This window comes from Actinoplanes missouriensis 431 (assembly GCF_000284295.1).
Classification (GTDB): domain Bacteria; phylum Actinomycetota; class Actinomycetes; order Mycobacteriales; family Micromonosporaceae; genus Actinoplanes; species Actinoplanes missouriensis.
This window is the reverse complement of the sequence record NC_017093.1, coordinates 7,708,137-7,734,507: the sequence shown is the minus strand read 5'-3', so window position 1 is coordinate 7,734,507 and position 26,371 is coordinate 7,708,137. Positions and strand designations below refer to the sequence as shown.

Below are 26,371 nucleotides of genomic sequence, written 5' to 3'. Positions count from 1 at the left end.
CGTGACCGACCTGACCAGGCTCAGCGCCGCTTCGCTGGCTTCCAAGATCGCTAGCAAGGAGGTGTCGGCGGTCGAGGTGACCACCGCTCACCTCGACCGGATTGCCGCCGTCGACGAGCGGGTGCACGCTTTCCTGCACGTCGACCGCGAGGGTGCTCTGGCGGCGGCGAGGAAGGTCGACAACGGCGAGATCACCGGGCCGCTGGCCGGCGTGCCGATCGCGGTCAAGGACGTGGTGACGACCAAGGGCGTGCCCACGACCGCCGCTTCCAAGATCCTTGAGGGCTGGAAGCCGCCGTACGACGCGACGATCGTGGAGCGTCTGAAGCAGGCCGGCATGCCGATCCTCGGCAAGACCAACATGGACGAGTTCGCGATGGGCTCGTCCACGGAATACAGCGCTTACGGCGCCACCAACAACCCGTGGGACCTGGGCCGGATCCCCGGTGGCTCGGGTGGCGGCTCGTCGGCGGCACTGGCGGCTTTCGAGGCGCCGCTCGCGATCGGCACGGACACCGGTGGCTCAATCCGTCAGCCCGGCGCGGTTACGGGAACCGTGGGTGCAAAACCGACTTATGGTGGCACCTCCCGCTATGGGCTGATCGCCTTCTCGTCCTCGCTCGACACCCCCGGTCCGTGCGGCCGGACCGTGGAGGACACCGCGCTGCTGCATTCGGTGATGGCCGGCTACGACCCGCGGGACTCGACGTCGATCAACGCCCCGGTTCCGGATGTCGTCAAAGCAGCACGTCTCGGCAAAAATGGTGACTTGTCTGGCGTGAAGCTGGGTGTCGTCAAGGAGTTCGCCGGCGACGGGTCCGAGCCGGGCGTTCTGAGCAGCTTCCACGAGTCCCTGGAGAAGCTGGTCAAGCTCGGCGCCGAGATCGTCGAGGTCTCCTGCCCGAACTTCCAGTACGCCCTGCCTGCCTACTACCTGATCGCCCCCAGCGAGGCGTCCAGCAACCTGGCCCGCTTCGACGGCGTGCGGTACGGGCTCCGGGAAGGCGACGACGGCAACCGCTCACTCGAAGAGGTCATGTCGCTGACCCGCGAGGCCGGTTTCGGGGCCGAGGTGAAGCGCCGCATCATCATCGGGACGTACGCGCTCTCCAGCGGTTACTACGACGCCTATTACGGCCAGGCGCAGAAGGTCCGCACGCTGATCACGCGCGACTTCCAGTCCGCGTTCGAGCGGGTCGACGTGCTGGTCTCGCCGACCACCCCGTTCGTGGCGTTCCCGTTCGGATCGCGGACCAGCGACCCGTACCAGATGTACCTCGCCGACCTCTTCACGATCCCGACGAACCTGTACGGCGGGCCGGCCATCTCGGTTCCCTGCGGGCTCTCCGAGGGCCTCCCGGTCGGCTTCCAGATCATGGCCCCGACCATGGCCGACGACCGGATGTACCGGGTCGCCGCCGCGCTGGAGTCCGCTGTCGGCTCGTTCACTCCTCCGGAGCTGTGAGATGACATACGAAGAGATCCTCACGAAGTACGAGCCGGTGATCGGGCTCGAGACGCACGTCGAGCTCGGTACGCGTACCAAGATGTTCTGTGGTTGCAAGACCGACTTCGGCGCCGAGCCGAACACCCAGGTCTGCCCGGTCTGCCTGGCCCTGCCGGGCGCGCTGCCGGTGATGAACAAGGCCGCGATCGAGGCGACGATCCAGATCGGCCTCGCGCTGAACTGCGACATCGCCGAGTGGTGCCGGATGGCCCGGAAGAACTACTTCTACCCGGACATGCCGAAGAACTTCCAGACCTCGCAGTACGACGAACCGCTCTGCGTCGACGGTTACGTCGACGTCGAGGTGGACGGCGTCACGCACCGGATCGGCATCGAGCGGGTGCACATCGAGGAGGACACCGGCAAGACGCTGCACGTCGGCGGCGCCACCGGTCGCATCCACGGCGCCACCGAGTCGCTCGTCGACTACAACCGGGCCGGCATCCCGCTCGTCGAGATCGTCACCAAGCCGGTCCCCGGCCTGGGCGCGCTCGCCCCGGAGATCGCCAAGGCCTACGTCGCCGAGCTGCGCGACATCGTCCGCTCGCTCGGTGTCTCCGATGTGCGCATGGAGCAGGGCTCGATGCGGTGCGACGTGAACACCTCGCTGAACCTGCCGGGGGAGGAGTGGGGCACGCGCACCGAGACGAAGAACGTCAACTCGCTGCGCTCGGTCGAGCGCGCCGTCCGCTCCGAGATCATCCGGCAGGCCGGCATCCTGGACGAGGGCGGCAAGATCTTCCAGGAGACGCGGCACTTCCAGGAGACCACCGGCGACACCCGTCCGGGCCGCTCCAAGGAGACCGCGACCGACTACCGCTACTTCCCCGAGCCCGACCTGGTGCCGATCGCGCCGGACCGGGCGTGGGTCGCGGCGCTCAAGGAGGCTCTCCCGGAGAAGCCGAGCGTGAAGCGGGCCCGTCTCCGCGAGGACTGGGGCATCTCCGAGATCGACATGCAGTCGGTGGCGAACGCCGGCGCGGTCGAGCTGATCGAGGAGACCATCGCCGCGGGCGCGTCCCCGGCCGGCGCCCGCAAGTGGTGGATGGGCGAGCTGGCCCGCCGCGCCAACGAGCTGGACGTCGAGCTGGCCGCGGTCGGCGCGACCCCGGCTCAGGTCGCCGCGCTGCAGAAGCTGGTCGACGACGGCAAGCTGAACGACAAGCTGGCCCGTCAGGTGCTGGAGGGCGTCGTGGCCGGCGAGGGCGACCCGGCCGAGGTGATGGCCGCCCGTGGCCTCGAGGTGGTCAGCGACACCGGCGCGCTCACCAAGGCGGTGGACGACGCGATCGCCGCCAACCCGGACATCGCCGCCAAGATCCGTGATGGCAAGGTGGCGGCCGCCGGCGCTCTGGTCGGCGCGGTCATGAAGACCACGCGCGGCCAGGCGGACGCCAAGGCCGTCCGCGAGTTGCTCTTGGAGCGCCTCGGCGTCTCCTGATTTCCCGGTACGGCCGACGCCCGGTCCCGCGAGTCTGCGGGGCCGGGCGTCTCCGCGTTGACCAGCGGTTTCGTGGGAGCGCTTCCATCGCCCCGGAAACCTGCAACAAACTGCAACTACGTCCTCCCTTGACCAGGGATTTTGTGAGCGACAACATCGATGAATGTCGGTCACTCGCATCCCCTGATCCACGCCCGCGCCCCGGCGGGCGGAGAGGAAGTCATGAGTCTCGTCCTCGGACCCGGCCGCCGATGGGCCGCCGTGGCGGTCACGACGCTCGCCACGGCGGCTCTCGGCGCGGCCGGGCTGGTCACGGCGCAGCAGGCGAGCGCGGCCAGCATCGACCTGAACGCCTACTACGTCCTGAAGAATCAGCACAGCGGCAAGGTGCTGGACGTCTGGAATTACTCCACCGCCGACGGAGCGGTGATCAACCAGTGGAGCCAGAACAACGGCGACTGGCAGCAGTTCAAGTTCCTCGACATGGGCAGCGGCAACTACCGCCTGCAGGCCAAGCACAGCGGCAAGGTCCTCAACGTGCAGGGCGCCTCGACCGCCGACGGCGCGCAGATCATCCAGTCCAACGGCGACCGCAACGCGACAAGCCAGCAGTGGAAGATCCAGGACATCGGCAGCAACATCCAGCTGATCAACCGGAACAGCGGCAAGGCGCTCGAGGTCTTCGAGTGGTCCACGGCAGACGGCGGCAACGTCGTGCAGTACGCCGACCAGAACTTCGCCAACCAGCAGTGGCAGCTCATCAAGATGGGCAGCAGCGGCGGGGGAGGCGGCACCGGCCCGACCACGCCGTGGCCGTCCGAGACCGGCAGCGTGAAGGTGAACGCGACGATCGCCGTACCGGCCAGCGGCCTCGACGGCGGCAACAAGCGCTACTACGGCATCGGGGACGGCGGCCAGAGCGAGAGCCAGGACCCGATGTTCAAGCTCGCCAACGGCGCCACCCTCGCCAACGTGATCATCGGCGCCCCGGCCGGCGACGGCGTGCACTGCGACGGCAACTGCACCCTGCGCAACGTCTGGTGGCTCGACGTGGGCGAGGACGCGGCGACCTTCCGCGGCGGCAGCTCCACTGTCGCGACGGTCGACGGCGGCGGCGCGCGCTCCGCGTCCGACAAGGTGTTCCAGCACAACGGCGGCGGCACTCTGACCATCAAGAACTTCCAGGTGTCGAACTTCGGCAAGCTGTACCGCTCGTGCGGCAACTGCTCCACCCAGTACAAACGTACCGTGGTGATCCAGAACATCCGTGCCACCGCGCCGGGCAGCTCGATCGCCGGCATCAACACGAACTACGGCGACACCGCCACGTTCAGCCAGATCGTCATCGTGGGTGACAGCTCCAGGAAGATCTCCATCTGCGACCGCTTCACGGGCAACAGCAGCGGCAACGAGCCGACGAAGACGGGCTCGGGCCCGGACGGCACGTACTGCCGTTACTCGACGTCCGACATCACGTATTCCTGATCCCCCATCCCAGTCGTGGGCTGCGGGCGGCCAAGGACTCCGGTCACCCGCAGCCCACACCCCCCAGCGCCCATCCCCGGTCGGTCAGCTGGTGGAGGGGGTGGGCGAGGGTGACTCCTCCGGCGCGAGCCCCACGACGTTGCGCTGCATCTCCACGTTCGACTCGCCCGTGCCGCCGAGCTGGATGTCGTCGTACGCCTTGAGCTCGTTGTTCTCGTCGAAATAGAGCACCGACAACGCCAGCGGAGTCGGCTCGTCGTTCTCCAGGCCGCGCAGCCCCGCGCCGCCCGTCGAACCCTCCACCATGAGACGCGTGGTCATCAGCGGCTCGGCCGGAGCGGAGGCCGCCGGAGCCGGCGAGGCGGACGCCGACGGGTCCGGAGCGGGAGCGGCCGGCGCCGGCAGGATCGAGACCGAGCGCTGGTGCCGGTGGCCGGCCAGGACGAGGGGCACCAGGCCGGAGAGCGGCTGGGCCATGGCCGGGTCGTGGACGAGCGCGATGTCGACCTTGTCCGCCGAGCCGCGGACCGTGGCGGCGAGCGTTTCGCCGGAGGCGGTGAGCAACTCCGGGCCGGCGTTGTCGCCGGTCGCCTCGTTGGACTCGCTCTTGTCCGGGGTGAACTGCGGGTCGCCGATGCCGGCGATGGTCAGCCCGTCGACTTCTGTGATCGCGTTGTCGAGGACGACCGCGTTGCGCTGGCGGGCCACGGCGGCCTGGATGGCTGTCGAGTCGTGGTTGCCCCGGACGTAGATGTACGGCACCTGGATCGACGGGATCGAGGAGACGTACGACGTCTCGGCCCCGCTGCCCCAGTCGACGATGTCCCCGGTGTCGATCACGGCGTCGATCTCGAAGGTCTCCACGACGGTCCGGATCAGGCCCCACGACGACGGGTTCAGGTGCAGGTCGGAGACGTGCAGCAGGCGGGTGGTGTTCCCGGCCGGCTCGTAGACGGGCAGCGCCGAGATCGTCGAGTAGACCCGGCTCACATTGCTCACGATCGTCTGGAGCTGTTCCGCGTACCGGCCGTAGTTGTCGGCGATCCGGCGGGCGTCACCGACGACGGCGGGCGCGTTGATGAGCAGCCCTTCGTACCGTGGCTCGCTGATCGCGTCGGGCCGCAGCGTGCCGGCCGCGACGCCGAAGCTGCCCGCCGTGACCACCAGGGCGGTGACGCCGGCCGCCGCGGTGCGCCGGACGTCGCGGAAGACCAGCGCGGCGAGGATGAGCGCGCTGAGGACGGCCAGCCCGAGCGTCCGCAACCCGAGCCGGGACACCCCGTCCACAACCTCGTCGACCGCGCGGTCACCGGCCGAGGTGATCCCGGCCGGGTTGTCGAGCAGCGCTTCGGTACGGCTCTGGTCCAGGGAGCCGAGGGCGACCTTGAGGTGCAGCGGCCCGCGGTGGCTGTCCAGGTGCAGTGAGCCGAGCGGCGGGATGTCCACCTCGGTGCCGCCGTGGACCGAGGGCGCCACCGACATCTCCGCGCTGAACGGACCGACGTTGATGCTCGCGTGCGCGAAGAGCATCACGCCGATCACCGCGCCGACCAGGCTGACCAGCCCGACCGCGAGGGCGGTCCGGATTCGCCGGGTCCACCTGCTGCGCAGGACCCGGCCGGTCAGCCGGGCGGTGGAGCTCAAGCGGCGGCGCCACGCGGGCGGTGTCGCTGCGGTGTCCGGAGTCATCGAGCGCTCACCTGCCCGAATTCGCGCCACGCGAAACAACCGTCAGCGCCACGGGACCGGCTGCCGGCACCGCGGGACGCGGTGACACGGCCGTCAGCACCCGTGAAGCAGCCATCAGCTCCGGCCGGCGCCGCCGTCGGAGAACACCAGACGGATCAGGCGATCGTCCTCCGGACCGGGCTCACCGCCGTCCTCCTGATTCGACGTGCTGACCCAGAGCGACCCGTCCGGCGCGGCGACCAGCGCGCGCAGCCGCCCGAACTCCTCGGTGAGCAGCTCCTGCGGCTCGCCGAGCACGGTCCCGTTGCCGGTGACGGAGAGGACGTAGAGCTTCTCGCCGAGCAGGCACGACGTGGCGACCAGGCTCTCCACCGCGGCCACCCCGCCGCACGACGACTCGGTGGCCGGCCAGGAGACCATCGGGTTCGCGAGTTTCGCGTCGGTGCTGTCGCCGTCGGCTTTCGGCCAGCCGTAGTTGCCGCCCTTGCGGATCACGTTCAGCTCGCTGGTCTTCGGCTGGGTGCTGTCCGTCGCGTACATCTTGCCCGTCGAGTCCCAGGCGAGACCCTGGACGTCGCGGTGGCCGGAGGACCAGACCGCGGAGTTCTTCACCGGGTTGCCGCTCGCCGGCTTGCCGGCCGTGGTGATCCGCAGGATCTTGCCGCCGAGGCTTTTCGGGTCGGGCGCGAGGGCGCCGGTGGGCGTGCCGTCGCCGGTCCCGACGTAGAGCATGCCGTCCGGGCCGAAGGCGAGCGCGCCGCCGTTCTGCTGGGCGGACCGCGGGATGCCGGTGAGGATCGGCTGAAGCTTGCCGTCCACGAGGCTGCCGACGCGGTTGTCACGCTCGGTGGAGTAGTAGACGTACAACGTCTTGTCGGTCTTGAATGCGGGCGACGCGGCGATGCCGAGCAGGCCACCGCTGCCGGACGGGCGCACCTCGGCGAGCCGGTCCATCTCGGTGACCTTGAGACCCTCGGCGTCGGACTCGGGCCCGACCTTGAGGATCCGGGCGGTGTCGCGCTCAGTGACCACGGCGGATCCGTCGGGCAGGAACGCGACGCCCCACGGCACCTCGAGGTTCTTGGCGAGGACGGTGATCGCGGCCTCCCGGTCCTCGCCGCCCTGGCTGGAGGTGGGCGCCGCCGAGGGGCGGGGCAGGTTGGGCGGTGAGCCGGCCTGGTCCGGGCCGGGCGGTCCGAAGCTGCATCCGGTGGTCAGCACCAGAACGGCACCGACCGTCGCGACCGCGGCACGGCCCCGGCGGGAACGCACGACCAGACCACCCCCTAAGATTCCTGCCGACCAGGGTAGCCGTGCGCGCTGAGAGATCCCGGCGATCACTGATCCGTCGCGGGGGTGGCGTCCACCGCCTGGCCGCCGGCGGCCAGCACCGCCGGCAGGTTGTCGCTGGTGACACCGGTCAGGCGGATCACGTTGCCGTTGTCGAGAAGCGCGGAGACCCGGCCCCGGGCGTCCGGCGCGAGCTCGGCGATCCGGCTCCACGGCACCCGGGTGCCGCCGAACAGCGCCCGCACCCGCAGCTCGTCGGGGTAGACGTCGGTGCCGGCCCGATAGGTCCAGATCAGCACAGCGAGCGGGATCAGCAGAATCGGGGCGAGTGCCCACGACGACCCGGCCAGCGGGAACGCGCCGACCAGGGCGATCAGGGCCGCGACGAGCAGGGCGCCGGATTTGCGGACACGAAGGGCGGGACGACTGCGCACGTGCCCATCCTCCCACCACCGCCCGGACCGGGACCCGCAGCACCGCTCGATTTGACCACCGTCGTTGCATGACTGACGATTTCGTTCAAGGCGTTACCCGCTCCGGAGACGCTCGTTGACCGGGTGCCAGTCCCTCCTCACGTAATCCGCCTCTCCCACCCTCCCCGGATCCCGCAGGGGAACACCGCAGAGGACACGCCGTGGCTGTGTCGCACCCCGCGCCGGCCCCGCCCCGAGTTCCTGGCCGGGCGGTCCTGGTCGCTGTGCCGAGCGTCGCTGCCGTGCTGCTCGCGGCCGGCGTCGCCGGCCTGCTGCCGGCCGCGCTCGCGCTGGCCTGTGCGGTGGGTTGCGCCGGTGTGTGCGCCTCCGCCTTCCTCTTCGGTACGGCCATCGACCTGCACCGTGCCGAGCGGGCGTTCGTATCCTGTCGTGGCGCGGGCATCGTCGGCGTCGGCACGGTGGTCGCGGCCGCCACCGCAGCGGTCCCGTGGTGGAACCCGCCGGACGTGACCGGCTGGCTCACCGCCGGCCTGACCGTCGCCGCCGGCTGCTACGTGGCGGGCATCTCGCTGCTGCCGGGCGCCGCGCGGAGCTGGCCGGTCCGGTTGCGGCGGGCGTTCGACGGCGCCGGGCTCGGCGTGAGCCTCGGCTTCGCGGCGTACCTGGTGCCCGGCGTGTCCACCCGGCCGGCCGCGGTGCCGGCGATGCTCATCGCGACCGGCGGCGTCTCGATCGTCACGGTGATCGTGCTGCGCGCCCGGCCCCGCCCGCGCCCGGCGATCTGGTGCGCCGCCGGCTCGGTGCTGATCCTGCTCTCGCTCGGCGTCCTGACCGCTCTGATCGACGCCGGTGCGGACGACTGGCTGCTCGCGCTCACCGGTGTGCCGATCGTCGCCGGGATGACCGCCGCGGCGGTCGGCGGCTCCCGCCGGGATCTGCCGCCGCCGGTGCTGGAGCCCCGCAACCCGGATCAGTACCTGGCGAGCTACCCGCTTCTCGCGGTGCCGGCCGCGGTCGGTGTGCTGGCCGCCGTCTGGCATCTCGCGACCGTGCGCAGCTTCGACAACAAGGCGATCATTTTCGGTCTCGTGATGGTCAGTGTGCTGGTGGTCCGGGAACTGCTCGTGGTGCGCGACATCCGCCGCTACGCCGGCCGGCTCCGGGTCGCCGAGGCGCACTTCCGCTCGCTCGTCGCCGGCGCGACCGACCTGACCCTGGTCCTCGACGAGCAGCTCACGGTCCGCTGGCAGTCGCCGGCCGCGGCCCGGCTCTTCGGCCTGCGCGACGACGAGGTGATCGGCCGCGAGTTCCGGGAGCTGATCCACCCCGAGGACGTGGCGGACGCCCAGGCGGTGATCGGGTCGGTGCTGGCCGGCGAGCACGAGGGCGGGCCACCGGTGCTGGTCAGCGCCCGGATGCGGGACGGCGCCCGGCTCTGGCGTGACACCGAGTCCACCATCTCCGACCAGCGCGGCGTGCCCGAGGTGGCCGCTCTGGTCGTGCACGTGCGGGACGTCGGCGAGCGGGTGCACCTGGAACGCACCCTGCACCGGCTCTCCTACCTGGACCAGCTGACCGGCCTGGCGAACCGCCGGGCGCTGATGCGGGACCTGCTGGCGTACCGCCGCCGCCCGGGCCGCCGGGGCAACGTCATCGTGATCGACCTGCACGGCCTCGCCGAGATCAACAACGCCCGGAGCCGGGAGGTCGGTGACGCGGTGCTGATCGAGGTGAGCCGCCGGATCAAGTCGCTGATCGGTGAGCAGGACGTGCCGGCCCGGCTGGCCGGTGACGAGTTCGCGGTGCTCACCACGGAGTCGGCCGTCGCGGCGTACGCGCTGGCCACCCGCATCGTGACGGTCCTCGGCGAGCCGTACCAGCTGCCCGGCGGGCCGGTCGAGCTGCAGTGCAGCGTCGGCCTGGCGGAACTGGCCGGCGGCGCCGACTCGGACGAGGTGCTGCGCCACGCCGACCTGGCCCGGCAGCGCGCCCGTCAGCTCGGCCTGGGCCGCGTCGAGTGGTACGACACGGACGTGGAGATCCAGCTGCACCGCCGGATGGAGCTGGAGAAACAGTTGCTCGGCGCGGCCGGCCGGGGTGAGCTGGACCTGGTCTTCCAGCCGGTGACGGGTCTGCGCGACGGCCGCCCGGTCGGCGTCGAGGCGCTGCTGCGCTGGCGCCACCCGGAGCTCGGCACGATCCTCCCGGAGGAGATCCTGCCGATCGCGTCCGCGCTCGGCATCACCGCGGAGCTGGACGAATGGGTGCTCGACGAGGCCTGCCGCAGCCTGACCGCGTGGGACGGCGGTGACACCGACTTCTGGCTCTCGGTCAACGTGGGGCCGCGCGAGCTGCTCACCGCGCGTTTCCCGGACCGGGTGGCCGGCACCCTGAAACGCTACGGCCTCACCCCGGAACGCCTGGTCGTCGAGGTCGCGGAGACGTGGATCGCCGAGGACGTCCCGGCCATCGTCGCGGCCCTGACGGGCCTGCGAAAATTGGGGGTACGGGCGGCGCTCGACGACTTCGGCTCCGGCCAGACCTCCCTGTCCCACCTTCGGCGGCTTCCCGTGGACATGCTCAAACTCAGTCAGTCCCTCGTCGCCGGAGGCCCCGACTCGGTGCTCGACGTGGTGGTCAGTCTCGGTCGCCGGCTGGGCCTGGAGATCGTCGCCAAGGGACTGGAATCGGCGGAGGGCATCGAGCGCGCCGCGGCGGCGGGTTGCCGGTACGGCCAGGGTTTCGCCCTGGCCCACCCGGCCCCGGCAGAGCGCATCGAGGCATACCTGGAGACCCACCGGACCAGCTGACCCGCGATTGCCGCCGGCTAGCGGGGCGGGGCGGTGCTTCCCCGGGGGGTCAGGTGGACGCGGCCGGCCTCGACGTTGCCGACCCGCTTGCCGTCGATGGCGTTGAGCAGCTCACGGGCGGCCTGCGCGCCGTAGGCCGAGATGTCCCGGCTCAGCGCCGTGAGCGGTGGGTGGACCAGGCTGCAGAGCGGCGAGTCGTCCCAGGCCACGATCGACAGGTCGCCGGGAACGGACAGGCCCATCTCCTGCGCCACGGCCAGCCCGGCCACCGCCATCACGTCGTTGTCGTAGATGATCGCGCTCGGCCGGTCCCCGCCGATCAGCAGTCGCCGGGTCGCCCGGCTGCCCTCCTCGCCGGTGTAGTCAGCCGGCACGGTGATCGTGTTCTCCAGGCCGAGGGACGCGCAGATCTCGTCGAACGCCTTCGTGCGGACCTGCGTGTGCAGCAGACCGGGGACGCCGCTGACCCGGGCGATCCGGTGGTGGCCGAGGGCGACCAGGTAGCGGACCGCCTCGGTGATCGCGCCGGCGTCGTCGGACCAGATCTGCGCGATGCTGCCGGTGTCGCCGGGACCGCCGATCACCACGGCGGGCAGCTGGAGCTCCTGCAGCACCGGGATGCGGACGTCGTCCTGCCGGATGTCGGTGACGATCACCCCGTCGATGCGGCGCTCGCCCCACCAGCGGCGGTAGACCTCGACCTCCTGCTCGGGGGTGGCCACCACCTGGAGGGTCAGAGCGTACGACTGGGCGCCGAGCTCGGCCTCGAAACCGCTGATCAGCCCCATGAACCAGGGCTCGATGCCGAGGATCCGGGCGGGGCGGCACAGGGTCAGGCCGACGGCGCGGGCGCGAGCGCCGGAGAGCGCGCGGGCGGCGCTGTTCGCGTTGAAACCGATCTCCTGGGCGATCGCGATGATCCGTTTCCGGGTCGCCTCGGAGACGCCGGGCTGGCCGTTCAGCGCGTACGACACAGCGCCTTTGGACACGCCCGCCCGCCGCGCGATGTCGGCGATCGTGGGCCGCTTCACTCGATCTCCTCTGTCCCCACTGCTGCCGAGCTTATCTGGAGCTGAACAGCATTCAACGAACTCCCTCGACCCGGATCGGAAGCTTGATCGGTTCAGTGTTACGGCACCTGTCGAGCAATGTAAACCGGTGATCGCCAATACGTCCGTTTAATCCAGCTTGGCACGGGACGTGATCACGGCTGTAACACGCTATTGACACGCCTCGAATCGACGCCTACCGTTCTGCGAACTTACCCGGTTCAGTGATGCAGCTCTCCTTGATGGAGGTAGTTATGGGACGTTCAGCGCGCCGAGTGGCGGCCGTCGGCCTGGTGGCCGCACTGGCCCTCGCCGGCTGTAGCGGGCAGAGCCTGGAGAACGGCGGCGACGACGCGAGCGGCGACGGCCAGGTCTCCCTGAAGATCAACTTCTGGGGCGACATGGGCCTCGACAAGCTGAAGGCCAAGTACGAGGCCGAGCACACCAACGTCAAGATCGTGCTGAACTCGGGCGAGTACAACGCCCAGCACGAGGACCTGCAGAAGAAGCTGGTCGCCGGCTCCGGCGCGCCGGACATCTCGGCGGTCGACGAGGGCTTCATCGTCCAGTTCCGCAGCCAGGCCGACCAGTTCGTGAACCTGCTGGACAAGGGCGCGAGCAGCTACGAGTCGAAGTACCTGGGCTGGAAATGGCAGGCCTCGCAGTCCGCCGACGGCAAGCAGATCGGCCTCGGCACCGACGTCGGCGGTCTCGCCATGTGCTACCGCACCGACCTGTTCAAGGCGGCCGGCCTGCCCACCGACCGTGAGTCGGTCTCCAAGCTCTGGCCGACCTGGGACGCGTTCATCGAGACCGGCAAGAAGTACACCAAGGCGACCGGCAAGAAGTTCGTCGACTCCGGCACCAACCTGTTCAACCCGGTCCTCGCCCAGCAGCCGGTCGGCTTCTACGACCCGCAGGAGGCGCTGCAGATGGAGGGCGGCCCCAAGGTCGCGTTCGACGTCAGCATGAAGGCGATCGAGGCCGGCATCTCGGCGAACCTCGCCAGCTTCCAGCCGAACTGGGACCAGGGCTTCAAGAAGGACCAGTTCGCGGCACTGGCCTGCCCGGCGTGGATGCTCGGCCACATCCAGGACACCGCGCCCGACCAGAAGGGCAAGTGGGACATCGCCAACATCCCCGGCGGCGGCGGCAACTGGGGCGGCTCCTGGTGGACCATCCCGAAGCAGGGCAAGAACGTCGACGAGGCGTACAAGTTCGTCGAGTGGCTGATCCAGCCGGAGCAGCAGATCGAGGTCTTCAAGACGGTCGGCAACCTGCCGTCGCAGCCGGCGCTCTACAAGGACCCGGCCGTCCTCGACTACAAGAAGGAGTTCTTCACCGACGCCCCGACCGGCCAGATCTTCGCGGCGACCGCGGAGAACCTGAAGCCGCAGTACCTGGGCAAGAAGAACGGCCCGACCCGGGTCGCCGTGGAGAACGTGATCACCCGGGTGCAGCAGGGTGGCCTGGCGCCGGCAGCCGCCTGGGCGGAAGCCGTCAAGGAAGCCGACAAGGCCTCCAAGGCCTGACCCGTCGCTGACCGGCGGGGCTCCTCCTACCCGGTGAGGAGCCCCGCCTCCCGGCCTTTCGACAGGAGTTCCCGTGTCGCTCACCCAGACCCGTCCCGCCCCGCCGGGCGAGCCGAAACACGCACCGCCGCCGCGTTCGCGGTACTGGTGGTACCGCTTCGACACCAAAACCGTCCCGTACCTGCTGATCGCGCCGTTCTTCCTGCTCTTCGCGGTCTTCGGGCTCTTTCCGATCATCTTCAACGCGGTGGTGTCACTGCGGAACTGGCGGATCGACGAGCCGGACAACCGCGGCTGGGCCGGCGGGGAGAACTTCTCCCGCCTGCTGACCGACGACGACTTCTGGAACGCGCTCGGCAACACCTTCGGGATCTTCGTGCTCTCCACGATCCCGCAGCTGCTCATCGCGCTGATCGTCGCGAACCTGCTCAATCGCAAGCTGCGGGCCACCACGTGGTGGCGGGTGGGCATTCTTCTTCCGTACGTCACACCGGTCGCCGCGTCGACGCTCGTCTTCGCGATGTTCTTCGCCCGCGACTACGGCCTGGCGAACTGGTTCCTCTCCCTCGTCGGCTTCGGCGAGGAGGATCCGATCGACTGGCGTGCCGCGAAGTGGAGCAGCTGGATCGCCATCGCCACGATGGTCAACTGGAAGTGGATCGGCTACAACGCGCTGCTCTACCTCTCCGCGATGCAGTCCATCCCGAAGGACGTCTACGAGGCGGCCGCCGTCGACGGCGCCGGGCCGTGGACGCAGCTGTGGCGGATCACCGTCCCGATGATCCAGCCGGTCATCCTCTTCACCGTCGTGCTCTCCACGATCGGCGGGCTCCAGCTCTTCAACGAGCCGATGCTCTTCGACGAGAACCCGGCCTCGGCCAGCGGCGGCTCCGACGGGCAGTTCCAGACCATCGCCCAGCTGATCTACAAGGTCGGCTGGAAGGACCTCAACCTCGGGTACGCGGCAGCGATGTCCTGGGCCCTTTTCCTGATCATCCTCATCGTGGCCGGTGTGAACGCGCTCGCCACCCGACGCCTCGGCGGTGACAAGTGACCACCCTGGTGAATCGGGCGCCGCAGGAGACACGGGGCAACTGGAAGACGTACGCCGCCCTCGCCGCCTTCATGGTGATCTCGGCCTTCCCGGTGTACTGGATGTTCGTCATCGCGACGAGCACCGACGAGAAGGTGATGGGCTTCCCGCCCACCGTGATCCCGGGCGACCAGCTGCTGGTGAACCTCGGCGAGGTCTTCGGCATGCAGAACGTCTACTTCACGGCGTCCCTGATCAACAGTGTGATCGTCGCCGGCGTGGTCACCGCGACCACACTGTTCTTCTGCTCGCTCGCCGGATTCGCGTTCGCGAAACTCCGCTTCCGGTATCGCAACGCGCTGATGTTCGTGGTCATCCTGACCCTGACCGTGCCCAACCAGCTCGGCGTCGTCGCGCTCTACATCCTGATGGCCCGGCTGGACTGGAACGGCACCCTGCTGGCGGTCATCGCGCCCGGTCTGGTCACCGCGTTCGGTGTCTTCTACATGCGGCAGTTCATCTCGCACGCCATCCCGGACGAGCTGATCGAGGCGGCCCGCATCGACGGTGCGCTCACGCTGCGGATCTACTGGACCGTGGTGCTCCCGGCCATCCGCCCGGCTCTGGCCGTGCTCGGCCTGCTCACGTTCGTGGCGACCTGGAACGACTTCCAGTGGCCGCTCATCACCCTGGGCGGCACCGATTTCCCGACGTCCATGGTCGCGCTGTCCGACCTGGCAAGCGGCAACTACGTGATCTACCGGCGGGTCCTGGCCGGCGCCTTCGCCGCCACGGTCCCCCTGGTGATCCTGCTGCTGATCGGCGGCCGCCAGATCGTCCGCGGCATCATGGAGGGCGCCCTGAAGTGATTGCGCCGTTTAGGGTGGGTTTGTGGCTACCCCTGAATTCATCCTGGAACTGCGCAAGTCCATCGGGCACGCTCCGCTGTTCCTCCCCAGCGTCACGGCGGTCGTCTTCGACGAGCGAGGGCGGGTGCTCCTGAACCAGCGGAGCGACGATCGGCGCTGGTCGCTGCTCGCCGGTGTGCTCGAACCCGGCGAGCAGCCGGCCGCCGGTGCGATCCGGGAGGTGTGGGAGGAGACCGCGGTCGACATCGTGTGCGAGCGGGTCGTCGCGGTGGAGGCGCTGGAGCTGCGGACGCTGCAGAACGGTGACCAGGTCCACTGGTTCGAGACCGTGCTGGCCTGCCGGGCGGTGGGCGGCGAAGCCCGGGTCAACGACGACGAGTCGCTGGACGTGCGGTGGTTCGAACCGGACGCGCTGCCGCAACTGAACGAGCGGCAGACGCGTTACCTGCGACAGGCAGGTGACGCGTCCGCCGCCACGTCCTTCCTCAGCTGAGGACTTCCTGTTCCGGGAGCTTGCGGGCTTGATCCGGGACTTGCGGGCTTATTCCGGGACCTTGCGGTAAGCGCCGTCCGACGCGCTGGTCGCCATCGAGGCGTACGCGCGCAGAGCCGCCGACACCGGGCGCTCGCGGTCGACAGGCGTGTACGGCTTCGGGCGCCGCTCCTGCTCGTGCCGGCGCTGGGCGAGGACGTCGTCGTGGACGTTCAGCGTGATGCTGCGGCCGGGGATGTCGATGGTGATCTCGTCGCCGGTCTCGACCAGGGCGATCAGGCCGCCGCCGGCCGCCTCGGGGGAGACGTGGCCGATCGACAGGCCGGACGTGCCGCCGGAGAAGCGCCCGTCGGTGATCAGCGCGCACGCCTTGCCGAGGCCACGGCCTTTCAGGAAGCTCGTCGGGTAGAGCATCTCCTGCATGCCGGGGCCGCCCTTCGGGCCCTCGTATCGGATGATCACGACGTCGCCCTCGACGACCTCCTTGCCGAGGATGCCGGTGACCGCGTCGTCCTGGGACTCGTAGACCCGGGCCGGGCCGGTGAATTTCCAGATCGACTCGTCGACGCCGGCGGTCTTCACGACGCAGCCGTCCGGGGCGAGGTTGCCGAAGAGGATCGCCAGGCCGCCGTCGACCGTGTAGGCGTGCTCGACCGAGCGGATGCAGCCGCCCTCGGCGTCGGTGTCCAGTTTCGCCCAGCGGTTGGTGGTGCTGAACGCCTGGGTGGTGCGGACGCCACCGGGAGCGGCGTGGAAGAGCTCCAGCGCCTCCGCCGACGGCGATTCGCCTCGGATGTCCCACTTGTCGAGCCAGGCGGTCAGCGACGGCGCGTGCACCGAGCGGACCTCCGTCTTCAGGGCGCCACCGCGGTGCAGCTCACCGAGCAGGGCGGGGATGCCGCCGGCGCGGTGCACGTCCTCCATGTGGTACTTCGGGCTGTTCGGCGCGACCTTGGCGAGGCACGGCACCCGGCGCGAGATCGCGTCGATGTCCGAGACGGAGAAGTCCAGACCCGCCTCCCGGGCTGCGGCGAGCAGGTGCAGCACCGTGTTCGTGGAGCCGCCCATCGCCACGTCGAGCGCCACCGCGTTCTCGAAGGCGTCCCGGTTGGCGATCGAGCGGGGCAGCACCGACTCGTCGTTCTTCTCGTAGTAGTCCTTGGCGATCTCCACGATCAGCCGGCCGGCCTCGGTGAAGAGCGCCTTGCGGGACGCGTGCGTCGCCAGCGTCGAGCCGTTGCCGGGCAGCGACAGGCCGATTGCCTCGGTCAGGCAGTTCATCGAGTTCGCCGTGAACATGCCGGAGCAGGAACCGCACGTCGGGCAGGCCGAGCGCTCGATGGTGTCCAGCTGGGCGTCGGTGACGTTGTCGTTGGCGGCGGCGCTCATCGCGTCGACCAGGTCGAGTTTCTCGTGCACGATGCCCTCGATGGCGACCGTCTTGCCGGCCTCCATCGGGCCGCCGGAGACGAAGACCGTCGGGATGTTGAGCCGCAGCGCGGCGATCAGCATGCCGGGCGTGATCTTGTCGCAGTTCGAGATGCAGACCAGGGCGTCGGCGCAGTGCGCGTTCACCATGTACTCCACGGCGTCGGCGATCAGCTCGCGGCTGGGCAGTGAGTAGAGCATGCCGCCGTGGCCCATCGCGATGCCGTCGTCGACGGCGATCGTGTTGAACTCGCGACCGACGCCGCCGGCCTCGGCGATCGAATCGGCGACGAGGCCGCCGAGATCCTTGAGGTGCACATGCCCGGGTACGAACTGGGTGTAACTGTTGGCGATCGCGACGATCGGCTTGCCGAAATCGTCGTCGGTCATGCCGGTGGCGCGCCACAGGGCGCGCGCGCCGGCCATGGTGCGACCATGGGTCGAGGTCCGGGAGCGCAGCTCAGGCATCCCCCCATAGTGCCACCGGCCCCCTGGCGAAATGCCAAGGACGTCCACAGCGCGGGACGCCGGGACTGTTCGAATCGACGATGATCGGGCAGAGTGTGTCCGTGCACTCACCGTCCGGTATGGAGCTGGCGGGTCTCGCGGGCCTGCTCGCCGCGGTGCCCGCGGTCGCCTATCTCGGTCAGTCCGGACGCCGGCACACCGGCGCGGCCCGGCGTGCGCACCTGCTGCTCGCCGCCGGGGGCGCGCTCTCCGCCGCCGGGGCCCTGGCCGGGCTGGCCAGCGCGCTGATCACCGGCGGCGGTCACCATCACCACGACGCGGCGCACGCCCGGTCGCTGGCGACCATGGTCGCGATCGCGATGGGCATCGGCACGCTGACCCTGCTGGCCGGCGCGGTGGCGCTGCCCGGCGCCACCCGCGGCCCGGCCGCCGCGCTGCGTCATGTGCTGGACGGGCTGGTCATCGCGGCCGCGATCTGGTTCGTCGGCTGGGTGCTGATCTCCCGGCCGACCCGGATCCTGGGCGACCTCACGCCGTACCCCTGCCCCGCGGTCCTGCTGCCCGCGGTGCTGGCGGCCCTCGCGCTCGGCCTGACCGCGGTGATGGCGCTGCACGCGCACCGGCCCCGGCGCAACAGCATCCGGATCGCGGCCGGGGTGAGCGTCGTCGCGGTGGCGGCGACCGCGGTCTCCACGGCGATCTGCCGGCAGCGTGACGCGCTGGCCCTGGCCGGTGTGCTGCTGCTCGCCGCCGGGCTGATCACGGTGGCCCTCGCGGTGAAGGCCGCGGACCGTCCGGTCGAGGTCACCGGCGACGTGCTGGAGCGCGGCGGGGCGTACGCGGTGGTGCCGATGCTCGCCGTGATCGGCGCCCTCGGCTATCACCTGACCCGGGGCGGGACGCTCGACGCGCTCGGCTACTTCGGCGCCAGCGTGGTGGGGCTGGCCCTGGTCGCCCGGCAGTACCTCGCTCTCGACGACGTGCGGCGCTACACGGTGCGGCTGCGCCAGCGCGAGGCGCACTTCCGCGAGCTGGCGCACACCGACCCGCTGACCGGCCTGGCGAACCGCCGCGGGCTGCAGCGGGCCCTGCTCGCCCAGGAGCGCGACGACGCCGTGCCGGGCCGTCCGGCGGGGGAGGACCACCGAAGAGCTGTACTGATCGGCATCGACCTGGACGGCTTCAAGACCGTCAACGACATGCGCGGGCACGACATCGGCGACAGCGTGCTCGCCGAGGTGGCCGCCCGGCTGCGGCGCAACCTGCTCGACGGCGACGTGGCGGCCCGGCTCGGCGGGGACGAGTTCGCGGTGCTCATGCACGGGGACGCCGACGAGGCGATGCTCGCGGCGCACCGGCTGCTCGCGGTGCTCGGTGAGCCGTACGAGGTCGACGGCGGCTCCATCTTCCTCTCCGCCAGCCTCGGCGTGGCCGACACCGGTGAGCTGCTGCACGACGCCGACCTGGCGCTGCGCTACGCGAAACAGCGCGGCAAGAACCGGGTCGAGCGCTATCAGGCCGGGTACGACGAGCTGCTCCGCCGGCGCGGCACGCTCCAGGGCGAGCTGCGGCACGCGATCGACCGTGAGCAGCTGCGCCTGGTCTTCCAGCCGGTGGTGGCCCTGCCGTCGATGAGGCCGGTCGGCGCCGAGGCGCTGCTCCGCTGGACCCACCCGGACCTCGGCCCGGTCCGCCCGGACGAGTTCATCCCGGTCGCCGAGGAGTCCGGCCTGATCAACCGGATCGGCGCCTGGGTGCTGGAGCAGGCCGTCGTGCAGCTGGCCGCGTGGCGGGCGGCCGGGCACGACGTCTGGGTCTCGGTGAACCTGTCGCCCAAGGAGCTGCACAACGCCGACTACGCGGCCCAGGTCGCCGACGTGCTGGCCGAGCACAACGTGCCGCCGCAGCGGCTGGTCCTGGAGGTGACCGAGCACGCGGTCGCCACCGACATGGACGAGCTCGTCCGACGGCTCGCCGAGGTGCGGGAGACCGGCGTGCGGATCGCGCTCGACGACTTCGGCGCCGGGTACTCGTCGCTGACCCAGCTGCGCACTCTTCCGGTGGACATCCTGAAGATCGACCACGCTCTGGTGGCGGAGCCGGAGTCGCGGACCGGCACGGCCGCCCCGCTGGTCGACGTGGTGGTCCGGCTCGGGCACCGGCTGGGCCTGGAGGTGCTGGCCGAGGGGATCGGCACCACGGCGCAGCGCGAGGTGGTCGAGGAGGCCGGCTGCCGGCTCGGGCAGGGCTCGCTCTTCGGCTGGGGAGTGCCGGCCGAGCACTTCGAGACCCGGCTCCGGACACTTCAGCCGGTGGGTCCGCGGCCGCTGCCGGCGCCCCGGTCCATTCCGCGCAGTGACGCGCCGGCGCGGAGTCAGGTCGTCCGCCTCGGACCCGGAATGCGGCAGGTCAGAGCGTTGCTGCCGAGCGATCCGGATTTCAAGGGAACCCGCCGTGATCAAAATGTGGGATCAGTTGACTCAGGGCGTGAGATGGGGCAAGGTTAGCCGCATGTGCTTCGCGTCCCGAGTACTTATTTGAGCGCGCTCTCCACCGACAGGAGAGTGCGCTAGGTCCCGTGCATTGCACGTGGGCCTTTTTTGTTGCTCAAGTTTCCGGACGCCCATCCCGAGAAGGTCTGAACAGCCATGACGAGACCCACTCCTGAAACGCTCGCCCATCGAGTCAACCCGGCCACCGTGGCCGCGGCCGCGAACACCGCTCCGGCCGCCGTCTCCCCGGTAGCCACCACCGGCGCCGGCGCGCTCGTCCGGTCGCTCGAGGCGCTCGGGGTAGAGGTCGCGTTCGGCATTCCGGGCGGGGCGATCCTCCCGGCCTACGACCCGCTGTTCGACTCCAAGGTCCGCCACATCCTGGTCCGCCACGAGCAGGGCGCGGGCCACGCCGCGACCGGGTACGCGCAGGCCACCGGCAAGGTCGGCGTCTGCATCGCGACGAGCGGGCCGGGCGCCACGAACCTGGTCACGCCGATCGCCGACGCGTACATGGACTCGGTCCCGATCGTCGCGATCACCGGGCAGGTGGGCCGGCCGTACATCGGCACGGACGCCTTCCAGGAGGCCGACATCCAGGGCATCACGCTGCCGATCACCAAGCACAACTTCCTGGTGCAGACCCCGGAGGAGCTGCCCCGGATCCTGGCCGAGGCGTTCCACCTGGCGGCCACCGGCCGCCCCGGCCCGGTTCTCGTCGACATCCCGAAGGACGTGCTGCAGGCGCAGACCACGTTCCAGTGGCCGCCGACGCTGGACCTGCCCGGCTACCGGCCGACCCTGCACCCGCACGGCAAGCAGATCCGCGAGGCGGCCCGGCTGATCGCCGCGGCCAAGCGCCCGGTGCTGTACGTGGGCGGCGGCGTCCACAAGGCCGGTGCCACCGACGGGCTGCGCAAGCTGGCCGAGCTCACCGGCATCCCGGTGGTCACCACGCTGATGGGCATCGGCGCGTTCCCCGACTCGCACCCGCAGCACCTGGGCATGCCCGGCATGCACGGCACGGTCCCGGCGGTCTACGCGCTGCAGAAGGCCGACCTGCTGGTCACCCTCGGCGCCCGCTTCGACGACCGGGTCACCGGCAACCTCGACTCGTTCGCTCCGGACGCCAAGGTGGTCCACGCCGACATCGACCCGGCGGAGATCGGCAAGAACCGGCACGCGGACGTCCCGATCGTCGGCGACGCCCGGCACGTGATCGACGAGCTGATCGCGGCGGTCTCGGCCGGTGCCGGCGGCACCGAGCAGTACGAAGCCTGGTGGCGCACGCTCAACGACATCCGCGAGCGGTACCCGCTGGGCTACGAGGAGCCGACCGACGGCAGCCTCTCCCCGCAGTACGTGATCGAGCGGATCGGCCGGCTGGTCGGTCCGGACGCGGTCTACTGCGCGGGCGTCGGCCAGCACCAGATGTGGGCGTCCCAGTTCATCAAGTACGAGAAGCCGGGCACCTGGCTCAACTCGGGCGGCGCCGGCACGATGGGCTACGCGGTCCCGGCCGCGATGGGCGCGAAGGTCGCCAAGCCGGACACCCAGGTCTGGGCGATCGACGGCGACGGCTGCTTCCAGATGACCAACCAGGAGCTGGCCACCTGCGCCCTGGAGGGCATCCCGATCAAGGTCGCCGTGATCAACAACGGCAACCTCGGCATGGTCCGGCAGTGGCAGACCCTGTTCTACGACGGCCGCTACTCGAACACCGAGCTGGGCACCCACAAGCACCGGATCCCGGACTTCGTGAAGCTGGCCGAGGCGCTCGGATGCATCGGCCTGCGGTGCGAGTCGAAGGACGACGTCGACAAGGTCATCAAGCAGGCCATGGAGATCAACGACGCCCCGGTGGTCATCGACTTCACCGTCGGCAAGGACGCGATGGTCTGGCCGATGGTCGCGGCCGGCACCAGCAACGACGAGATCATGTTCGCCCGGGACGTGCGCCCGACGTTCGAAGAGGACGACCTCTGATGACCAACAAGCACACGCTGTCCGTGCTGGTCGAGAACAAGCCCGGTGTGCTCGCGCGCGTCAGTGGCCTGTTCTCCCGCCGGAGCTTCAACATCGACTCCCTTGCGGTGGGCGAGACGGAGAACCCGGACGTCTCCCGCATCACGATCGTGGTCAACGCGGACTCGTCCCCGTTGGAACAGGTCACCAAGCAGCTCAACAAGCTGGTGAACGTCCTGAAGATCGTGGAGCTGGACCCCTCTCAGTCGGTCCAGCGTGAGCTCCTCCTGGTGAAGGTGCGTGCCGATCGGGCGCAGCGCAGCCAGGTGCTCGAGACCGTCGAGCTGTTCCGGGCGCGAGTGATCGACGTCGCTCCGGACACCCTGACGATTGAGGCCACCGGTAATCCAGACAAACTGGATGCGTTACTGCGCGACCTCGAGCCGTACGGCATCAAGGAGATGGTGCAGTCGGGACTCGTTGCCATCGGGCGCGGCTCTCGTTCCATCACCACCGGGCCCGCTCTGCGCGCCGCATAGTTTTCCCCAGAGAGAAGAAGGAAGTTCATGACCGCCGAAGTGTTCTACGACGACGACGCCGACCTGTCGATCATCCAGGGCAAGAAGGTCGCCGTGATCGGCTACGGCAGCCAGGGCCACGCGCACTCGCTGTCGCTGCGTGACTCGGGCGTCGACGTGGTGGTCGGTCTGCAGGAGGGCTCGAAGAGCCGCTCCAAGGCCGAGGAGCAGGGCCTGACGGTGAAGACTCCGGCCGAGGCCTCCGCCTGGGCCGACGTGATCATGGTGCTCGCGCCGGACACCGCGCAGCGCAAGATCTACTCCGAGTCGATCGCCCCGAACCTGTCCGCGGGCAAGGCGCTCTTCTTCGGCCACGGCCTCAACATCCGCTTCGAGCTGATCAAGCCGCCGGCGGACGTCACCGTGGCGATGGTCGCGCCGAAGGGCCCGGGCCACCTGGTCCGCCGCCAGTACGTGGACGGCAAGGGCGTTCCGGCCCTGGTCGCGGTCGAGCAGGACCCGGCCGGCGACGGCCTGGCCCTCGCCCTCTCCTACGCGAAGGCGATCGGCGGAACCCGCGCCGGCGTCATCAAGACCACCTTCAAGGAGGAGACCGAGACCGACCTCTTCGGCGAGCAGGCCGTCCTCTGTGGCGGTACGGCGGCGCTGGTGCAGACCGGTTTCGAGGTGCTCACCGAGGCCGGTTACGCCCCGGAGATCGCGTACTTCGAGTGCCTGCACGAGCTCAAGCTGATCGTCGACCTGATGTACGAGGGCGGCATCTCCCGGATGCGCTACAGCGTCTCGGACACCGCCGAGTTCGGTGACTACGTCTCCGGCCCGCGGGTGATCAATGCGGACACCAAGCAGGAGATGAAGAAGATCCTCGCGGACATCCAGTCCGGCGAGTTCACCCGTCACCTGATCGCCGACGACGAGGCCGGTGGCCCGGAGCTGAAGAAGTACCGGGAGCAGGGCGCCCAGCACCCGATCGAGATCACCGGCGCGAAGCTGCGCGGGATGATGAGCTGGGTGGACCGGCCGATCACCGAGACCGCCTGATTCTCCGCATGTCATGAAATGCCCGGCCGGCTCCCCCCGGCCGGGCATTTCGCTGTCCGGGGGCGGGCGGGTGCCCGCTCGCGGCCTGCCCGCTCGCGCCCTGCCCGCTCGCGCCCTGCCCGCTCGCGCCCTGCCCGCTCGCGCCCTGCCCGCTCGCGCCCTGCCCGCTCGCGCCCCGCCCGCTCGCGCCCCACCCGCTCGCGCCCCGCGCGCCCGCCCGCTCGTGTAGCCCGCCGGCCCGTGCGTGGGTGGCGGCTCACGATGCGGCTCTGTCGCGGGGCGGGGCGGCGGCGCACCGACGTTTGCGCAGGCCGCGATGAGGTCGCACGGAAACGGTTCGTGTGCCGTCATCCCTGCCCTGGCGTTGATGAATCGCCACGCAAGCGTTGTGTGTGGCCTCATCCAGGCGCTTCGCCCAGGCGGGAGAAGCAGCACGCCCCGCACTGCTTCTGATCAGTCCGATAGCCCGGATCACTCCACGGATGGGATCGCCGCACCGCGGGACCCCGTCCGTCCGCCGACGCACACGACCGGGGGACACCCCACGCACCCGGACGAGTGAGATTCGTCAGGAGCGTCAAGCGCTTCACGCCGTGAGTGAACTGAACTTCGGGATGACATCCCTCCGTACCATTCGGCATCGTCGATGAGGCGAGCGCCGATGGGGGCGCGGATCGGATGGAGGACCATGACTGACGTAGTCCTGGTGACCGAGGAACTGGCGGCGCCCGCGATCGGCATGCTGACCGCCGACTTCGAGGTCCGGAAGGTCGACGGCGCCGATCGCCCCGCCCTGCTGGCCGCGCTGGCCGGCGCGGACGCGGTGATCGTCCGCAGCGTCACCCGCATCGACGCCGAGGCGCTCGCCGCAGCCGGTCGGCTGCGTGTCGTTGCCCGGGCCGGGGTGGGCCTGGACAACGTCGACGTCCCGGCCGCCACCGCCCGCGGCGTGCTCGTGGTGAACGCCCCGACCAGCAACATCGTCTCGGCCGCCGAGCAGGCGGTCGCGCTGACCCTCGCGGTGGCCCGGCACACCGCCGCGGCGAGCGCGGCGCTGCGGGCCGGATCCTGGCGGCGGTCCGCGTTCACCGGCGTCGAGGTGCACGGCAAGACCGTGGGCGTGGTCGGGCTGGGGCGGATCGGCGTGCTCTTCGCGCAGCGGATGGCCGCTTTCGGGGTGCGGCTCATCGCGTACGACCCGTACGTGCAACCGGCCCGCGCGGCGCAGCTCGGCGTCCGCCTGGTGAGCCTCGACGAACTACTCCGGGAGAGTGATTTCATCTCGGTGCACCTGCCGCGTACTCCCGAGACGCTCGGCCTGATCGGGGAGAAGGAGCTCGCCGAGGTGAAGCCCGGCGTGCGGATCGTGAACGCGGCCCGCGGCGGCCTGGTGGACGAGCGGGCCCTGGCCGAGGCGCTCGCCGACGGACGGGTGGCCGGCGCCGGCCTGGACGTCTTCGAGACCGAGCCGCTCACCTCGTCGCCGCTGTTCGCCTTCGAGAACGTGGTGGTCACCCCGCATCTCGGCGCGTCCACCGTGGAGGCGCAGGACAAGGCCGGGCTGGCCGTGGCGGAGAGCGTGCGGCTGGCGCTGCGCGGCGAGTTCGTGCCGGACGCGGTGAACATCCGGGCCGGCGGGGCGGTGGACGAGGACGTACGCCCGCTGTTGCCGCTCGCCGAACGCCTCGGCCGGATCTTCACGGCGGTGGCCGGCGGGGTGGCCGCCCGGATGACCGTCGAGGTGCACGGCGCGGTGGTCGCGCACGACGTCTCGGTGCTGGAACTGGCCGCGATGAAGGGGCTGTTCGCGCCGATCGCCGCGGAGGCGGTCACCTATGTGAACGCGCCGCACATGGCCGCTGACCGCGGCGTCGAGGTGGAGCTGGCGACCGCGGACGGCGCGGCCGGCCCGGCCACCCTGATCACCGTGTGCGGCGCGATGCCGGACGGCGGCACGCTCGCGGTGGCGGGCGCCTTCGCCAGCGAGTCCCGGCTGGTCGAGGTGGACGGCTTCGAGCTGGACCTGGCGCCGGAGGGCGTGCTGCTCTTCTTCCGCTACCGGGACCGGCCGGGCGTGGTCGGGACGATCGGCACCACGCTGGGCCGGGCCGGGGTGAACATCGCGGCGATGCAGGTGTCGCGGCGGGCGGCCGGCGGCGAGGCGCTGATGGCCCTCACCGTGGACTCGCCCGTGGCGCCGGAGCTGCTGGCCGAGGTGGCGGCGGAGATCGGCTCTACCCGGGCAGCAGTGGCTGACCTGTCCTGACGGGCGGCGGGTACACCGTGCCGTCCTGGAGGTCCAGCAGGTCGAGGTTGAGCTCGCCGGCCAGCCTCTCGATCGTCTCCAGGACCACATCCGGGCAGCGCTCGTCGAGCCGCATCTGCACGTGGTCGGCGGCGGCGTGCAGCGGCGCGCTGGCCCAGGGCGAACCGGGGGCTGCCGCACGCGGGCCGCGATCCGGGTACGTGCTGGTCAGCGCGTCGTAGAACGCGACGACGCGAGGGTCGGCGGGCCGCTGCGGGTGCTCGCCGCGGGCGCATCGCGCGTTCGCGTCGCGGACGGCGTCCGGCGCCGCCGACGGGGCCATGGCCCACACCACTAGGTCGAAACTCACCGGCGCATGGTGCCACCACCGAGGCCCAGCGTACCGAAACCGTGGGCCGACACGCGGGGGCGCGTCTTGCGCGTCTTTAGTCCGCATCGCTAGCGTTGTCCCTGCCGCACGACCCGGGTGGACCCGTCTTCGGGTGACGCCGTCTGTCGCAGGGCCGTGTGTGTTCCCGGCGGGACCGAACCACGTGTCAT

Annotated in this window: 19 protein-coding genes; 13 read left to right on the top strand and 6 right to left on the bottom strand. The window is 70.4% G+C overall.

Annotated features, from left to right (window positions below; genetic code table 11):
• Position 1 precedes the first annotated feature (1 nt).
• The 3 genes from gatA to AMIS_RS35195 all read left to right on the top strand — a co-directional run bounded on the left by gatA (position 2) and on the right by AMIS_RS35195 (position 4,433).
• Positions 2 to 1,465, top strand: coding sequence for an Asp-tRNA(Asn)/Glu-tRNA(Gln) amidotransferase subunit GatA (gene gatA / locus AMIS_RS35205; RefSeq protein ID WP_041831594.1), 1,464 nt, complete (start codon positions 2 to 4; stop codon positions 1,463 to 1,465).
• A gap of 1 nt (position 1,466) precedes the next feature.
• Positions 1,467 to 2,948 carry an Asp-tRNA(Asn)/Glu-tRNA(Gln) amidotransferase subunit GatB gene (gene gatB, locus AMIS_RS35200; protein ID WP_014447240.1) on the top strand — a complete coding sequence of 494 codons (1,482 nt, stop codon included), beginning with the start codon at positions 1,467 to 1,469 and terminating at the stop codon, positions 2,946 to 2,948.
• A 222-nt stretch (positions 2,949 to 3,170) separates the two neighbouring features.
• Entirely contained in the window at positions 3,171 to 4,433 is a 1,263-nt protein-coding gene (locus AMIS_RS35195) for a pectate lyase (RefSeq protein WP_014447239.1), read from the top strand.
• Between the two features lie 84 nt (positions 4,434 to 4,517).
• On the opposite strand, the gene AMIS_RS35190 is transcribed toward AMIS_RS35195, so the two are convergent.
• The 3 genes from AMIS_RS35190 to AMIS_RS35180 form a co-directional block, all read right to left on the bottom strand.
• A complete protein-coding gene (locus AMIS_RS35190) occupies positions 4,518 to 6,122 on the bottom strand; it encodes a metallophosphoesterase family protein (RefSeq protein ID WP_014447238.1) in 1,605 nt (534 codons plus the stop codon).
• Positions 6,123 to 6,236: 114 nt separating this feature from the next.
• Positions 6,237 to 7,394 (bottom strand): PQQ-dependent sugar dehydrogenase, encoded by a 1,158-nt coding sequence (locus AMIS_RS35185; protein WP_041830265.1) that lies wholly within the window; start codon positions 7,392 to 7,394, stop codon positions 6,237 to 6,239.
• A 65-nt stretch (positions 7,395 to 7,459) separates the two neighbouring features.
• Positions 7,460 to 7,846 (bottom strand): PH domain-containing protein, encoded by a 387-nt coding sequence (locus tag AMIS_RS35180; RefSeq protein WP_014447236.1) that lies wholly within the window; start codon positions 7,844 to 7,846, stop codon positions 7,460 to 7,462.
• A 200-nt stretch (positions 7,847 to 8,046) separates the two neighbouring features.
• Here AMIS_RS35180 and AMIS_RS35175 point away from each other — a divergent pair, with 200 nt between their 5' ends.
• On the top strand, positions 8,047 to 10,656 hold the full coding sequence (locus tag AMIS_RS35175; protein WP_157435180.1) for a putative bifunctional diguanylate cyclase/phosphodiesterase: 2,610 nt from the start codon (positions 8,047 to 8,049) through the stop codon (positions 10,654 to 10,656).
• Positions 10,657 to 10,673: 17 nt separating this feature from the next.
• Here the strand turns inward: AMIS_RS35175 and AMIS_RS35170 are convergent, their stop codons facing one another.
• Entirely contained in the window at positions 10,674 to 11,687 is a 1,014-nt protein-coding gene (locus AMIS_RS35170) for a LacI family DNA-binding transcriptional regulator (protein ID WP_014447234.1), read from the bottom strand.
• Between the two features lie 272 nt (positions 11,688 to 11,959).
• Here AMIS_RS35170 and AMIS_RS35165 point away from each other — a divergent pair, with 272 nt between their 5' ends.
• The 4 genes from AMIS_RS35165 to AMIS_RS35150 all read left to right on the top strand — a co-directional run bounded on the left by AMIS_RS35165 (position 11,960) and on the right by AMIS_RS35150 (position 15,632).
• Entirely contained in the window at positions 11,960 to 13,237 is a 1,278-nt protein-coding gene (locus AMIS_RS35165) for an ABC transporter substrate-binding protein (protein ID WP_041830264.1), read from the top strand.
• A 73-nt stretch (positions 13,238 to 13,310) separates the two neighbouring features.
• Positions 13,311 to 14,291: a carbohydrate ABC transporter permease gene (locus tag AMIS_RS35160; RefSeq protein WP_014447232.1), complete on the top strand. Its 981-nt coding sequence runs from the start codon at positions 13,311 to 13,313 to the stop codon at positions 14,289 to 14,291.
• Positions 14,288 to 15,139: a carbohydrate ABC transporter permease gene (locus tag AMIS_RS35155; RefSeq protein WP_014447231.1), complete on the top strand. Its 852-nt coding sequence runs from the start codon at positions 14,288 to 14,290 to the stop codon at positions 15,137 to 15,139. Before AMIS_RS35160 ends, AMIS_RS35155 begins: the two co-directional genes overlap by 4 nt.
• Before the next feature lie 22 nt (positions 15,140 to 15,161).
• A complete protein-coding gene (locus tag AMIS_RS35150) occupies positions 15,162 to 15,632 on the top strand; it encodes an NUDIX hydrolase (protein ID WP_014447230.1) in 471 nt (156 codons plus the stop codon).
• A 48-nt stretch (positions 15,633 to 15,680) separates the two neighbouring features.
• Here the strand turns inward: AMIS_RS35150 and ilvD are convergent, their stop codons facing one another.
• The gene (ilvD, locus tag AMIS_RS35145) at positions 15,681 to 17,528 is read right to left on the bottom strand and encodes a dihydroxy-acid dehydratase (RefSeq protein WP_014447229.1); all 1,848 of its coding nucleotides are present in this window, start codon (positions 17,526 to 17,528) and stop codon (positions 15,681 to 15,683) included.
• A gap of 101 nt (positions 17,529 to 17,629) precedes the next feature.
• On the opposite strand from ilvD, the gene AMIS_RS35140 reads away from it, so the two are divergent.
• The 5 genes from AMIS_RS35140 to serA all read left to right on the top strand — a co-directional run bounded on the left by AMIS_RS35140 (position 17,630) and on the right by serA (position 25,831).
• Positions 17,630 to 20,035 carry a putative bifunctional diguanylate cyclase/phosphodiesterase gene (locus AMIS_RS35140; protein ID WP_331428993.1) on the top strand — a complete coding sequence of 802 codons (2,406 nt, stop codon included), beginning with the start codon at positions 17,630 to 17,632 and terminating at the stop codon, positions 20,033 to 20,035.
• 141 nt (positions 20,036 to 20,176) lie between these two features.
• Complete coding sequence (locus AMIS_RS35135; RefSeq protein WP_014447227.1) at positions 20,177 to 22,006, top strand: acetolactate synthase large subunit; 1,830 nt, start codon at positions 20,177 to 20,179, stop codon at positions 22,004 to 22,006.
• The gene (gene ilvN, locus AMIS_RS35130) at positions 22,006 to 22,524 is read left to right on the top strand and encodes an acetolactate synthase small subunit (RefSeq protein ID WP_014447226.1); all 519 of its coding nucleotides are present in this window, start codon (positions 22,006 to 22,008) and stop codon (positions 22,522 to 22,524) included. Before AMIS_RS35135 ends, ilvN begins: the two co-directional genes overlap by 1 nt.
• A gap of 27 nt (positions 22,525 to 22,551) precedes the next feature.
• Entirely contained in the window at positions 22,552 to 23,565 is a 1,014-nt protein-coding gene (gene ilvC, locus AMIS_RS35125; protein ID WP_014447225.1) for a ketol-acid reductoisomerase, read from the top strand.
• 688 nt (positions 23,566 to 24,253) lie between these two features.
• Complete coding sequence (gene serA / locus AMIS_RS35120) at positions 24,254 to 25,831, top strand: phosphoglycerate dehydrogenase (RefSeq protein ID WP_014447224.1); 1,578 nt, start codon at positions 24,254 to 24,256, stop codon at positions 25,829 to 25,831.
• Here serA and AMIS_RS35115 read toward each other — a convergent pair.
• Complete coding sequence (locus AMIS_RS35115) at positions 25,800 to 26,153, bottom strand: hypothetical protein (RefSeq protein WP_041830261.1); 354 nt, start codon at positions 26,151 to 26,153, stop codon at positions 25,800 to 25,802. The two genes, serA and AMIS_RS35115, sit on opposite strands and share 32 nt — an antisense overlap.
• Positions 26,154 to 26,371 lie beyond the last annotated feature (218 nt).